The following is a 13,337-nucleotide window of genomic DNA, read 5'->3' as shown; positions in this document are numbered from 1 at the left end:
CTCGATAATCTTTTCTTAGACTATCGAGTCATGTAAATTGACGCAAGTTATAAATTTTCCTCAGCAAATGAAGCTAAACGACTGCGTACCACGCCATTTAAATTAACCGTTGCACTGCCTTCAAAATCTTTAAAACGCTCTACGATATAGGTTAAGCCTGATGTAACAGGGGTTAAGTAATTACTGTCTATTTGCGCCAAGTTACCTGAGCAAATAAGTTTAGTACCTTCACCGCAGCGGGTGATAATAGTTTTAAGCTGTGATGCTGTTAAGTTTTGGCTTTCATCGAGAATAACCACCGCATTTTGAATGCTTCGCCCCCGCATAAAGTTAACCGACTTAAACTGCACGTTTGCCTTTTCCATAATATAATTACGGCTTGATATTGGGTTTTCGTCCCCTTTATGTAATACCTCTAAGGTATCTGTTATTGCAGCCAGCCACGGCGCCATTTTCTCTTCTTCCGTACCAGGCAAAAAAGCCTATAGACTCAGCGATTTCGGGGGTATTACGAGTCACAATGACTTTATCGTAAATGCCTTTTTCTATGATCATTTCAAGGGCACTGGCAAGCGCTAGTAGGGTTTTACCACACCCTGCAGGGCCTGTTAGAATAACTAACTCAATGCTGGGGTCGAGTAATGCATCAAGCGCCATACCTTGGTAAATGTTTTTAGGCTTAACCCCCATGCTGATTGATGCATTAAACGCTCAACCCCCATGTCTTTAAGCATGATATTATCATCATCGTAGGATTTAACACGCGCAGCAAAATGACCGCCACTATCCAATAAATATTCATTACAAAATACGTCAGGTATTAAACTCTTTGCTACTTTGTGAAAAGTATCTCGGCCTTGCTGCTGTGTTTCACATTCACCAACATGTTGCCAAAAATCTCCTTCTATTTTTTTATAGCCACTACTTAATAACGCGATATCATCAATAAGCTGATCAGTCCGATAATCTTCAACAAACTTAAGCCCTGCACCTTTAGCCTTTAAACGCATATTTATGTCTTTGGTCACGAGTACAACTTTGGCATCACTGTGCTGTTTTTGTAGATGAACGGCGCAGTTGATTATGCGATGGTCGTTTTCATTTCCAGGTAATCCCGAAATAGAATCTGCAAATAAATGATCATTTACAATAATTAAAGTACCTGTCGAAGATGCCTTTGCCTTTTTATTACTTGGTAATGCCACCCCTTGTAACATTTGCTCTGGTGTTGCGTCTTTAAGAACCTCATCTAAACCACGTATAGCAACTCGTGCATCACGGCTAACGTCGTGTTTACGGTCTTTAATATGGTCTAATTCTTCTAATACCGTCATAGGGATAACAACGTCATGTTCTTGAAAAGATAAATAAGCGAGGGGCTCGTGGAGTAATACATTGGTATCTAGCACATACATTTTACTATCAAGGTTCGAAGCTTTTTCCATAGCACTTTCCTTACGTTTTATGATTTTTATGCTATACCAAACTAATCAAATAAAACGGGCTGATCACTCGCCCTGTAAAATTTGATTGTTAAGGTATATTCTAAGTTTAGCTTAGATGTCATAAAAGTCTGTTTTATGACAAACCTTTTTTTGTTTTGAATTAGTCTTCACAGCAATCGCTGAAATAAGAATAATTCACAGTTATAAAATTAATTAAAAGTGAGCTAGTTAGCGCCTTGCAGTGGTGTTAGGTAACAGGTAACATAGCCGCCTTTTTCTTCATAGACGAGACATACATGAATTTTTCCTTAGGTCAGCGTTGGATCAGTGATACAGAGTCAGATTTAGGATTAGGCACAGTCGTTGCCCTTGAAGGCCGTCAGGTCAGCATATTATTCCCCGCCAGTGGCGAAAACCGCGTTTACTCAATGACTGAAGCGCCGGTTACTCGCGTGGCATTTAATCCTGGCGATGTGATCAAAAGCGTTGAAGAATGGGAACTTGAAGTCGAATCTATTGAAGTTCAAGGTGAACTACTGTGTTATCACGGCACCCGTGTTGATAACGGTGAACAAGCACAATTAAAAGAAACCTTTCTTGATCACTTTATCAAGTTTAACAAACCACAAGACCGCCTTTTTGCAGGCCAGGTAGACCGCTTTGATCGTTACACATTACGTTACCAAACGTGGCAGCATCAGTTTGAACGCCAACAATCGCCCATTAAAGGCTTAATTGGTCAACGTGCTAGCCTTATTCCTCATCAGTTATACATAGCTCAAGAGGTGGGTAAACGTTTCGCCCCTCGTGTATTACTTTCTGATGAGGTTGGCTTAGGTAAAACCATTGAAGCAGGTATGATATTGCACCAACAAATTATCAGCGGCCGCGCCAGCCGTGTTTTAATTGTGGTACCTGAAAACCTACAACATCAGTGGTTAGTTGAAATGCTACGCCGCTTTAACTTACATTTTTCTATTTTTGATGAAGAGCGTTGTGATGAAGCCTTTGCCGACTCGCCAAATGTATTTGAAACAGAGCAGTTAGTGCTTACCAGCCTTGAGTTTATCACCAAGAAAAAACGCTGGTTTGAACAAGCAACACTTGCCGATTGGGACTTATTAATCGTAGATGAAGCGCATCATTTAAGTATCAACAATGGTAAACCAAGTACTGAATACCAACGTATGGCCGAGCTTAGCCAAGATATTCCAGGGCTTATTTTATTAACCGCAACGCCAGACCAGCTTGGTCATCGCAGCCATTTTGCTCGGCTACAGTTACTCGACCCTGATCGTTTTTATGATTACGATGCATTTGTTGAAGAAGAAAGTAATTATAAACAGGTGGCTGAAGCTGCTAACCAGTTGTTACAACATCAAGCTCTTGATGACAGCGCCAAAGCAACCCTTATTGAATTACTAAAAGAAACCGATATTAGCGCTGTCCTTGAGCAAGCTCAAAATGGTGATGACGCAGCGCGCAAAGAAATTCTATCTATGCTGCTTGACCGTCATGGTACTGGTCGTATTTTATTTAGAAATAGCCGCAGCGGTATTGATGGCTACCCAAGCCGTAAATTACACGCCTATTCAATGACAATGCCAAAGCAGTATAAAACGGCTATCTCGGTACTGGGTAATATGAGCGGTATTCAAAGTGCTGAATTAAGTGCACAACGCGCTTTATTTCCAGAAAAAATATTCCAAGAGTTCGAAGGCGAAAGTGCCAGCTGGGGCGCATTTGATCCGCGTGTTGATTGGCTAATTGACACACTTAAAACGCTTAAGCATGAAAAAGTATTATTAATCTGTGCTAAAGCAGAAACTGCGATTAGTCTTGAGCAAATCCTGCGCGAGCGTGAAGCGATTAAAGCCTCTGTATTCCACGAAGGTATGTCAATTATAGAACGCGACCGCGCAGCTGCATTCTTTGCCGACGAATATGACAACGCTCAAATTCTACTTTGCTCTGAAATTGGCTCAGAAGGACGTAACTTCCAGTTTGCTCACCACTTAGTGTTATTTGATTTACCACTTAACCCGGATTTATTAGAACAACGTATCGGTCGTTTAGACCGTATTGGTCAAACGCAAGATGTGAACATTCATGTGCCATACTTTGAAAACACAGCACAAGAAGTACTGCTGCGTTGGTACAATGAAGGCCTAGACGCATTTGAAACAACCTCGACCACAGGGCAATTGCTATATAAAGAATTTAGCGAAGACTTACTTGAATTTATTGCCGCTCATAACTGTGATGAAGACGAGCTAGATCCACTGCTTGAGCAAGTTGCTAGCCAGAATACGAAGTTGCGTAAGCAAATGGAAAGCGGTCGTGACCGTCTACTTGAGCTTCATTCATCAGGTCAAGGCGCAGCGGATTCATTAGTCACTGATATTGAAAAGCTTGATAATCAGTTTGAATTACCAAGCTACATGATCAACGTATTCGATACGTTCGGCGTAAGCCAAGAAGATAAAGGCGAAAACACCATTATTTTGAAGCCAACGGAGCACATGCTAAACCCATCGTTCCCAAGCTTAAAAGATGATGGCATCACCGTTACTTTTGACCGTGACACCGCGCTTTCACAAGAAGACGTGCATTTTATCAGTTGGGATCACCCAATGGTTCAAGGCACGCTCGATATGATTTGCGATGATGACTTTGGTACAGCCTCTGTCGCACTGTTGAAAAACAAAAAGCTACCTGCAGGTACTTTCTTTGTTGAGCTTATTTTTGTTGGTGAAGCCATGGCGCCTAAATCTTTACAGATTGGCCGTTTCTTGCCTCCTACCCCGATCCGCATCTTGCTTGATAAAGCGAGCAATAACCTAGGTGATAATGTCGGTTTTGATGGCTTTAATCAGCAACTTTCAGCGGTGGGGCGTCAAACGGCAAGTAAACTTGCGGGTGCACTGCAAAGCGCGATTCACCCAATGATTAAATCAGCACAAGAGATGGCGCAAGCTAAATTAGAAGTTATTCGCACCGAAGCCCTTGAGCAAATGCAACAGTCGTTAGCACAAGAGCAAGCCCGCTTAGCAGCCTTGAAGCAAATTAACCCTAATATTCGTGAAGAAGAACTGACTTTTTACGATAAGCAGCGCAGTGAATTAACCACGCATATTGAAAAAGCCCAGTTAAAACTCGATGCGATTCGCTTAATTGTGGTATCACACTAGAGGTGTAGCCGTCAGCTATAAGCTTTCAGCCGTTAGTTAGATATTATTAAAAAGCGCGGTATAAACACCGCGCTTTTTATATTTAACTCTTCAATTTGTCTCAAATAATAGAATTACAACCATTCATCAGTATCTTGGCCGCCTAATATTGCCATGATTTCAACATCAGTTTCTTTAATTTTGTAATAAATGCTGTCTGAGCAACAAACAGCGCGCCGATAGCCTGTACGTATATGATCAACTGATTGGTAGGAGTAAGGATTTGCAGCTAGTTTTTCAAACATAGAAAAGAAACTGTAAAAATAAGTATCCGCTTGTTGCTGTGAAAACTCTTGGCAACCGTATTGATAAATACGACGTAAGTCTTCTTTCGCATCAGTTGATAGCTTAAATGTTCGCATTACTTAGTATTTGATTTGAATTCAGCTAACATTTCGTCGGCGGATTGAGCGCTAAAGCCACTTTGTTCTGACTTAGCAAGCTTACTATTTATCGCCTCAGCTCTTCTTGCACGGCGTATTAAATCATTCACAAGTTCACTTTTATTTGCGTAGTCACCGATATTTTCTACCTGATTACGTAGCCATAAATCATTTTTTTCAGTAAGTGAAATACTTTGTCTTGCCATAATAAATTCCTGCAACTTTAACTTGGTGTAATTTTACACCAGATTAAAAAGCATGCAATTAAACTTTTATCTTTTCCCTTGAGCCTAATGTCTCTCTCAACTAAAATACCGCACTTGTGAATCACTAAGGTCTGCCGTGTTAATTAATTACAATCCCCCGCTCGATCCGTATTTAACCATTTTGTATCAAGATGATGATTTATTGATTGTAAATAAACCCAGTGAATTATTAACCGTACCCGGTAAAGATCCGAAACACGCGGATTGTTTAATTGCACGTGTGAATCGTGTTTTTCCTACAGCTAAAATTGTTCACCGTTTAGATATGGCAACCTCAGGAATTATTTGCTTAGCTATGAATAAAGCTGCGCATCGCCACTTAAGTATGCAGTTTCAAGATCGCCAAACTGCAAAACGCTACATTGCGCGCGTTTATGGTAAGTTAGAACAAACAACGGGCTCTGTTGATTTACCGCTTATTTGTGACTGGCCTAATCGCCCAAAACAAATGGTTGATCACGAAAACGGCAAGCCTTCCCTAACGCACTTTAAAGTACTTGAATATGAAAAAAATGCCACTCGTTTAGAGCTAACACCTATTACTGGACGCTCACACCAGTTAAGAGTGCATATGTTGTCGTTAGGCCACCCTATTTTAGGCGATAGACTTTATGCTCACCCTGATGCACTAGCTGGCGCACCGCGCTTACAACTGCATGCACAAATGCTAAAGCTGTCACACCCTAGCAGCGAGCAATCAATGACCTTTGAAGCAGAGCCAGATTTTTAGGCTCTGCAAAATACATTAAACTTTTAGCTCGTATAGCCGATAACTAACTATTAGTTTTTATCGGTGTTATTGTTTATGGTTTTAGCTGCTTTAATTAAGCAACGAACACGCTTAGCTTTATCAATCAGCTTATTGGGTGTTTTACTCATTAGCCAGCAAGCGCGTGCGGCTGAGCATATAGCACCGACTCCTTGGTCAACAATTACAAGTAGCGACATATCTCGTCTAACCCCCCATGGAGAAATAAAACCGCTGCAAGTCGGTGAAGATGAGTTTATTAGCCTATACCGCGAGTATATGAGCGCCGAGCAGCGTGGCGTAGTTCTAATTATTCCAGATTGGCAAAATTTACCAACAAATAACGCTGGGATTAACTTTTTACGCACTCATTTAACTGATTTTGGTTACACAACTATCGCTATGACAGTGCCTGATATCAACTGGCAAGCAAGTACAGAACAAAGAAACCAGCTGAAGATGGTAATAACACTGAAGTGGCTACGGATGAGCAAAAAGAGGTAGCCCCCGAATCAAATTCTGAAGCAGAGAAAGAAGCCGCAGAGACCCAAACTGATACGAGCGAAAACGCGGTTACGCCGAAACACGTTGATGCACTTGCATATATCAATGATGATGTAATAGATGATTATAAAGAAAACTTAGTGGCTCGTTTTGAAGCCCTATACCAAAGCGCGCTTGATGAAGGTGGTAAAATAGTACTTATAGCTCAAGGAGCGAGTGCAGGCGTACTACTGGAGCATTATGCGAGCTTTCCAAATAACAACATTGATGCATTCATTAGTTTGAGTAGCTATTTACCCAACTATGAAAGAAATCAGCAACTAAACACTCTAGTCTCGACCATTAGTCCGCCGCTATTAGATGTTTTTTACAGTAATGATAATCCTGATTTGTTACTTAGTGTGGCAGATAGAAAACGTTGGGTTAAGCGCCACAGTAAATATGATTACCGCCAGCGCGAATTATTTGGCCTACGCTCAGAGCCTCAGCAACATGAGCGCTTAAGTAAGGAGATAGACGGCTTTTTACGCCGCCTTTTTTAAAAACTCGTAGGCTGATTGGATATCTTGGCTCTTTTTAACAGCCAACTCCATCATATGTTTTGGTAACCCTTGAGAAACGAGCTTATCAGGATGATGCTGAGCCATAAGCTTACGGTACGCTACTTTTATATCTCGTGCGCTGGCTTCATTATTGAGCCCTAACAATGCCAATGCTTGAGTGCGATTCATACCATTGTTATTTGGTGGAACATGATGTCCTGAACCTTCTCGATAGCTACTACTTTGTCCTTGTTGGCGCTGCTGTTGCTGCTGGTAACGTTGTTGTTGCTGGCGAAAGTTAAACTCTGCCTGATAACGTTTTAATACAAATGCAAAGTGGGTTTTAGAAATCCCTAACTGCTTACTCACTTCTTGCAATAGCTCTTTTTCTTGAGCTGCTAATACGCCGTCAGAAAAAGCCATTTGAATTTGAATTTCTAAAAATAACTGCAATAAATCATGGCGACGTGCAAATCGCTCTTTAAAATCATATACAGTTTCTTTTAATGAGAAGTCTGCTTCTTTGCCCGCCTTGAATGCATCTTGTGCTTCTTTGCGGTTTTCACCCGACAAGCCCATTTCATCCATAAATAAGCTAGCTGCGCGAATATGTGTTTCACTCACTCGCCCATTTGATTTAGCAATATGCCCCATTACAGCAAAGCAGCTGGTAAAAAACAGCGCTTGGCGTTGGTCAATATCATCATCACCATTAAATAAACTTGAAAAACCACCCGCTTTATCAAAATTTTGCTTGAGGCTTTTATCAAACATATGACCTAGATAAAGACCGATAAATAAACCTATAATTCGGCCAAACATAAAGCCAAAACAGGCCCCTAAAATCTTACCCCACATGAGGCGCTCCTTTTAGTGTTTCGGTTAACTGCTCATTTAACTGTGTTAAACGCTCAGGCGTTCCAATGTCATTCCACATACCAATGTAGAGTTCAGTTGACACATCGGCCGAAGCTAAACGCTCACGTAGAAGAGGCCCCAACGGTAATACACCATCTGGTATGCCTTGGAAAAACGATGCTTTAAACCGGCTGATCCCAGAAAACGTATATTTTTGGCTTTGTGGCCCTAAGTGACGCAACGTGAAGTCACCATTTGGATTATGCCCTGGATTTTCCACAAGGACGATATGCCCTTCTCCCTCATTTAAATGCAGCATTTTTAAAGCACTCACATCATAATCGGTAAATACATCACCATTAATGACAATAAAGTCATCACCTAAAAATGGTAACGCACGAATTATCCCACCGGCAGTTTCAAGGCCTTGCTCGGGCTCTTGGCTATAATAAATATTAACGCCAAATGCTTGGCCATCAGCAAAGTACTCGGTTATCTTGTTTCCGTACCACGCAAGATTTATAACTATTTCTGTAATACCTGCCGCTTTTAACCGTTCAATATGGTATTCAATTAATGGCTTGTCCATTATTGTTAACATAGGTTTAGGCATTGATGCGGTCAATGGCATCATTCGTTGTCCACGTCCAGCTGCTAAAATTATCGCCTTCATGTTAATTGCCTACATGTTCTTTAACAGCAATAAGCGTGGCTGGAATAATTTCTTGCTCTATCCAACAACCCAGTTCAGCCAACGTAGTATGTTCTTTTGAAACATCCACTATATAACGTAGTGTTGGTAATACATTATTCATATAACCAAGTTTGCCATCACGTAAATTAAGTCGACAGAAGATCCCTGCTGCTTTTAAGTGGCGTTGCACGCCAGTTAAATCAAACCACTGGGTAAACTTTGAGAAGCTGACATCACTAATTAAACCTTGTTGTTCAAACTCTTTATATGCATGCTTAAGTAAGAATTCAAGTTCATCATGAGGCAATTTAAAATAACAATCACGCAGTAGCGACACCAAGTCATAACACACAGGACCTTGTACGGCGTCTTGATAATCAATAATGGCCCACTGCTGATTGCTACGCATAATATTACGGCTATGAAAGTCTCGATGAACAGTTACTGTAGGTTGCGCTAAGATGTTTTCAATTAATACTTCACAGCTATTTTTCCATACAGTTTGTGTTGCATCACTTAACTTTAACGATAAAAACCCTTCAACAAGCCATTCTAAGAATATACTTAATTCAAATTCTAAAAAGTTGCGATCAAAATCTTTCATATACTCAACAGCTGGCATTTTTGCCCATTTCGCACTGAGATCTATGAGGTGTTTGTAGTGATTCGTACGTTCTTTATCATCGAGTAAATCTGCAAGGTGTGTGTTACCAAGGTCACTTAGTAAGAAAAAACCTTGTTTTTCGTCGGCGTGGAGAATTTTAGGTAGAGTAAAACCATGTTCTGAAAATACTTTATTAAGTTCTATGTAAGGCGTGTTATCGAGAACTTGAGGATCTGAGTCCATCACGATAAAGCTATCTTGGCCTCTATTTAAGCGAAAATAGCGACGAAAACTGGCATCTCCCGTGATCGCAGCTAACTGATATTCTTCATCATTAAAGTGCGGGGTTAAAAACTGTTGTAAACTTTTAAAACGATTCATTACACTCGATATCTATTTTTCACTAAGTCAAATACTGTATTTGCCATTGTTTTCCTTTATTATGTCAGACCTATATTCAATGACAGCATATTAAGGTTAATAAATGAGCAAAACCTGGGGCATAATGATGCTAAGCGTAATTAGCGCACCATCGCTTGCCGAAACTGAGCTGACACACAACTTTTGTGGCAATTCAATGCAAACCAGAGCTTGGCAACCGCTTGCTGGCCTTGACTTGGGCATGGTCGATATCCGTTCAGATGATATAGAACTGCTTGGTACCCAAAGCGCAGAATTTACCGGTAACGTTGATATTAACACCCTTACTATGAGTTTGTCCGCACAAAGTGCACTTATTGACAAACAGCGTGGGTTACTTAATGCCACAGGCCCAATTACTTACCGCGACACTGTGAGCGAAGTAAATAGTGCTGGATTAAATGCAGATTTAAATAATTCACAAATCAGTTTGCTTGGCGCAGATTACAAACTAACGCAGCAACAAGGTCACGGTGGAGCCGAAAAGCTCACAGTCAACGAGTCTGGCTTAAACCTGCTGAACGCAAGCTTTACTACCTGTCCGGAAGCGGTTCCTCTTTGGGCAATAGAGGCAGATGAAATCGACTTATCTCGAGAAGAAGGTTGGGGTGAAACCCACGATATGGTATTGCGTATAATGGATGCGCCAGTGCTGTACTTACCCTATTTTACATTTCCCATTGATGACCGTCGAAAGTCTGGCTTACTAACACCGAACTTTTCAGCTTCCGACCGTTATGGTATCGAGTCTGTTACTCCTTATTACTGGAACATTGCGCCCAATTACGATGCCACTATAACACCTAGGTATATGTCTAAAAAAGGACTGCAATTAATTACTGAGTTTCGCTATTTGAGTGAAAGCAGTGAAGGTTTATTAGGCTTAGAATATCTAAATAAAGATGATTCAGAGCCTGAATTAGGCGACCGTTACCTTTTTCATTGGCAGCAACAAAGCTACTTTGGTGAAAAGTGGCGTGCCAACATAGACATCACAAACGTTAGTGATGATAACTACCTAACCGATTTGGGTTCAGATTATGCAACCCGTACTGACACCCAGTTGTACCGTACCGGTTCATTATCTTATTTAGGCGAACGCTGGCGTACAGATATAAAAGTGCAAAACTTTGAAGTTCTAGGTAATCACGCTGAATCCTATGCTGCCTGGCCACAAATTAGTTTTTCTCAAACAGCACCGTTTAGTTTCAGTAATATTGAGCTAACTCTAGATGGTGAGTTAAGCCACTTTACCAATAGCTCGGCAATCATTGATAAAGCAACACGTGTGCATATTGAACCAAAAGCAAGTTATGGCTACCAAGAGTACGCATGGTCATTTTTATCTGAGTTTAGTGTGTTACACACTAACTACAAACAAGAAGGTGATTTAGCCGGAAGCGGGTATTCTGAGTCTGTATCCAGAACCTTGCCTAAAGTACGTTTGTATAGCCAACTAAACTTTGAACGTGACACTAAATTAGTAAGTAACGGGATTCAAACTCTTGAACCTCAGGTGCAATATTTATATACACCTGATGAGGATCAATCTGATATTGGTTTATATGATACAACCAAACTTCAAGATGACTTTTTTGGTTTATTTCGCGACAGCCGTTTTTCAAGTATTGACCGTATTGCCGCGGCAAATCAATTTACTTTGGGCGCCACGACCCGATTGTTCAACGATAATAGCGAAGAGCTGTTTAATTTCAGTGCCGGACAAATCTTTTATTTAGAAGATTCAGCCAAGCCGACAGAGCAAGGTTTGAACTCCGACACCAACTATAATGCCTTGTTTGCAGCGCAAAGCATGATACATTGGCACCGTCGCTGGTATTTATCAGGTGGTATTCAATATGACACCGATGGGAAACAAGTTATCCAGTCTAACGTTACTTTAGATTACAAAGGTGATAATAATCAGCTGGTACAATTGAACCATCGCTATGCAAATGATGTCTCAGGCAATACAATCGAACAAGTTGGCTTTTTTTACTAGCTTTCCAATTAGTGAACAATGGCAGTTTGTAAACAGTTACCACCGTGATTTAGAGACGGGGCGTAGTATTGAAATATTTACTGGATTGCAATACGAATCGTGCTGTTGGGCATTCCAATTAACAGCTAGTCGCCAAATTGAAACCGATTTAAACCAGGCTATAGGCCAAGAACAAGCTACATTTGATTCAAGCATTGGGTTTAACATTGTCTTGAAAGGATTAGGTAGTAAAAGCCGTTATGATGCACAAAAATTATTACAACAAGGTATTTTTGGCTATCGTAGACCGTATTTTCTTAATAACTAGTATTACCGTACTATTAGCAAGAGTATTAGAAAAAGTATGAATTTAAAAAAATTATTAGCATCAGCATTTTTAAGCTTTGGGTTATGTCAAAGTGTTATCGCAGCCCCTGTTGAAATAGACAAGGTAGTAGGTATTGTTAACCAGGGTGTTATTTTACAAAGTGAAGTAGACACTATCGTTAACCGTGTTAAAGCACAAGCGAAAGAACAAGGCCAAGAGCTTCCTTCTGATGAAACATTGCGTATCCAAGCAATGGAGCGTCTGGTTAATCAAACCCTAATGATGCAATTGGCTGGACGTATGGGCCTTGAGATCTCAGACAGCCAACTTGATCAAACCTTAATCGGCATGGCGAAAGAGCAAGGCGGTACTATTGCTGATTTACGTCGTACGATTGAGGCCTCAGGTGAGAGCTTTCAATCATACCGTGAAGAGATTCGTAAAGAGATCACCACGCAGCAAGTTATGCGTGCTAACGTCGATCGCCGCATTTATATCAGCCCACAAGAAGTTGATAACTTATTAAAGATTATGGAAAGCCAAGGCCAAAATACGGAAGAATACGACATTGGTCATATCTTAATAGATATCCCAAATAACGCCTCTGCAGATGAAATTGCTAGTGCTAAGACTCGTGCTGATAAAGTCATCGAGTTTTTACGAGACGGTAAAGAGTTTAAGCGTATTGCAATCTCCTCCTCGAGTGGTTCTAAGGCACTTGAAGGCGGCCAGTTAGGTTGGATGAGCATTAACGAAATGCCGTCATTATTTGCAGAAGCTGTAAAAGGGGCGAAAAAAGAGGCGATTATTGGTCCACTTCGCTCAGGTGCAGGTTTCCACATTGTAAAAGTACAAGATATTCGTGGTCGCCAAGTGGTCGAAACAACTGAAGTGCGTTCTCGTCATATTTTGATTAAGCCGTCTATCATTTTAAGTGAAGAAAAAGCACGTACTATGCTAAATGGTTTTGCCAAGGAGCTACGAGCTGGCACAGCTGACTTTGCTGAATTAGCTAAAGAGTATTCAGAGGACCCAGGTTCAGCACTTAAAGGTGGAGAGTACGATTGGACAGATCCAACAACCTACGTACCTGCGTTTAGAGATACTTTGCTATCGCTTGATCAGAATGAAATTAGTGACCCATTTAGAACTACATTTGGTTGGCATATTGTGCAACTGCTTGATAAGCGTGTTGCAGACAAAACTGAGCTAGCAAAACGAAACCGTGCGCACGGCATGTTATTTAACCGTAAGTTTAAAGAAGAAAGTTTTAACTGGCAGCAAGAAATGCGTGAACAAGCCCACGTTGAAATTTTCCCAATTGATGAGTAACA

General features: G+C 40.8%; 10 protein-coding genes and 2 pseudogenes. 6 read left to right on the top strand and 6 right to left on the bottom strand.

All coding sequences use genetic code 11. From position 1 onward, the window contains the following. Window positions 1-47 precede the first annotated feature (47 nt). Window positions 48-1,445, bottom strand: a pseudogene (locus tag ACU8V8_RS02050) (PhoH family protein). Window positions 1,446-1,741: 296 nt separating this feature from the next. Here ACU8V8_RS02050 and rapA point away from each other — a divergent pair. Next, window positions 1,742-4,636: an RNA polymerase-associated protein RapA gene (gene rapA, locus ACU8V8_RS02045; protein ID WP_446888674.1), complete on the top strand. Its 2,895-nt coding sequence runs from the start codon at window positions 1,742-1,744 to the stop codon at window positions 4,634-4,636. A gap of 113 nt (window positions 4,637-4,749) precedes the next feature. Here the strand turns inward: rapA and ACU8V8_RS02040 are convergent, their stop codons facing one another. Then, window positions 4,750-5,037, bottom strand: coding sequence for a type II toxin-antitoxin system RelE/ParE family toxin (locus tag ACU8V8_RS02040; RefSeq protein WP_446888673.1), 288 nt, complete (start codon window positions 5,035-5,037; stop codon window positions 4,750-4,752). After that, window positions 5,037-5,264, bottom strand: coding sequence for a ribbon-helix-helix domain-containing protein (locus tag ACU8V8_RS02035; protein ID WP_446888672.1), 228 nt, complete (start codon window positions 5,262-5,264; stop codon window positions 5,037-5,039). The genes ACU8V8_RS02040 and ACU8V8_RS02035 overlap by 1 nt, the downstream gene beginning before the upstream one ends. A 136-nt stretch (window positions 5,265-5,400) precedes the next feature. On the opposite strand from ACU8V8_RS02035, the gene rluA reads away from it, so the two are divergent. From rluA to ACU8V8_RS02020, 3 genes are all read left to right on the top strand, one after another. After that, complete coding sequence (rluA, locus tag ACU8V8_RS02030; protein WP_446888671.1) at window positions 5,401-6,054, top strand: bifunctional tRNA pseudouridine(32) synthase/23S rRNA pseudouridine(746) synthase RluA; 654 nt, start codon at window positions 5,401-5,403, stop codon at window positions 6,052-6,054. Between the two features lie 75 nt (window positions 6,055-6,129). After that, window positions 6,130-6,576, top strand: coding sequence for a DUF3530 family protein (locus tag ACU8V8_RS02025; protein WP_446888670.1), 447 nt, complete (start codon window positions 6,130-6,132; stop codon window positions 6,574-6,576). After that, a complete protein-coding gene (locus ACU8V8_RS02020; protein ID WP_446888669.1) occupies window positions 6,549-7,118 on the top strand; it encodes a DUF3530 family protein in 570 nt (189 codons plus the stop codon). Before ACU8V8_RS02025 ends, ACU8V8_RS02020 begins: the two co-directional genes overlap by 28 nt. On the opposite strand, the gene djlA is transcribed toward ACU8V8_RS02020, so the two are convergent. Genes djlA through ACU8V8_RS02005 form a run of 3 tightly spaced genes read right to left on the bottom strand, consistent with a single transcriptional unit; the run spans window position 7,101 to window position 9,655 of the window. After that, entirely contained in the window at window positions 7,101-7,976 is an 876-nt protein-coding gene (gene djlA, locus ACU8V8_RS02015) for a co-chaperone DjlA (RefSeq protein ID WP_446888668.1), read from the bottom strand. The genes ACU8V8_RS02020 and djlA overlap by 18 nt on opposite strands. Further along, complete coding sequence (gene murU / locus ACU8V8_RS02010) at window positions 7,966-8,649, bottom strand: N-acetylmuramate alpha-1-phosphate uridylyltransferase MurU (RefSeq protein WP_446888667.1); 684 nt, start codon at window positions 8,647-8,649, stop codon at window positions 7,966-7,968. The genes djlA and murU overlap by 11 nt, the downstream gene beginning before the upstream one ends. Before the next feature lies 1 nt (window position 8,650). Next, window positions 8,651-9,655, bottom strand: coding sequence for an aminoglycoside phosphotransferase family protein (locus tag ACU8V8_RS02005; RefSeq protein WP_446888666.1), 1,005 nt, complete (start codon window positions 9,653-9,655; stop codon window positions 8,651-8,653). A gap of 103 nt (window positions 9,656-9,758) precedes the next feature. On the opposite strand from ACU8V8_RS02005, the pseudogene lptD reads away from it, so the two are divergent. Both lptD and surA read left to right on the top strand, forming a co-directional pair. Continuing rightward, window positions 9,759-12,003, top strand: a pseudogene (lptD, locus tag ACU8V8_RS02000) (LPS assembly protein LptD). A 36-nt stretch (window positions 12,004-12,039) separates the two neighbouring features. Beyond that, entirely contained in the window at window positions 12,040-13,335 is a 1,296-nt protein-coding gene (surA, locus tag ACU8V8_RS01995; RefSeq protein ID WP_446888665.1) for a peptidylprolyl isomerase SurA, read from the top strand. The last annotated feature ends 2 nt before the right edge of the window (window positions 13,336-13,337 follow it).

The sequence above is a fragment of the Pseudoalteromonas sp. SaAl2 genome (genome assembly GCF_052947895.1).
Note: the sequence above shows the minus strand (reverse complement) of the source record. Positions and strands in the feature narration are given on the sequence as shown.

What these genes read in the sequence shown, in the direction of transcription:
- surA (WP_446888665.1), top strand. Translation starts at nt 12,040, where the DNA reads ATGAATTTAAAAAAATTATTAGCATCAGCATTTTTAAGCTTTGGGTTA.
- rapA (WP_446888674.1), top strand. Translation starts at nt 1,742, where the DNA reads ATGAATTTTTCCTTAGGTCAGCGTTGGATCAGTGATACAGAGTCAGAT.
- ACU8V8_RS02025 (WP_446888670.1), top strand. Translation starts at nt 6,130, where the DNA reads ATGGTTTTAGCTGCTTTAATTAAGCAACGAACACGCTTAGCTTTATCA.
- ACU8V8_RS02040 (WP_446888673.1), bottom strand. Translation starts at nt 5,037, where the DNA reads ATGCGAACATTTAAGCTATCAACTGATGCGAAAGAAGACTTACGTCGT.
- ACU8V8_RS02035 (WP_446888672.1), bottom strand. Translation starts at nt 5,264, where the DNA reads ATGGCAAGACAAAGTATTTCACTTACTGAAAAAAATGATTTATGGCTA.
- ACU8V8_RS02005 (WP_446888666.1), bottom strand. Translation starts at nt 9,655, where the DNA reads ATGAATCGTTTTAAAAGTTTACAACAGTTTTTAACCCCGCACTTTAAT.
- murU (WP_446888667.1), bottom strand. Translation starts at nt 8,649, where the DNA reads ATGAAGGCGATAATTTTAGCAGCTGGACGTGGACAACGAATGATGCCA.
- djlA (WP_446888668.1), bottom strand. Translation starts at nt 7,976, where the DNA reads ATGTGGGGTAAGATTTTAGGGGCCTGTTTTGGCTTTATGTTTGGCCGA.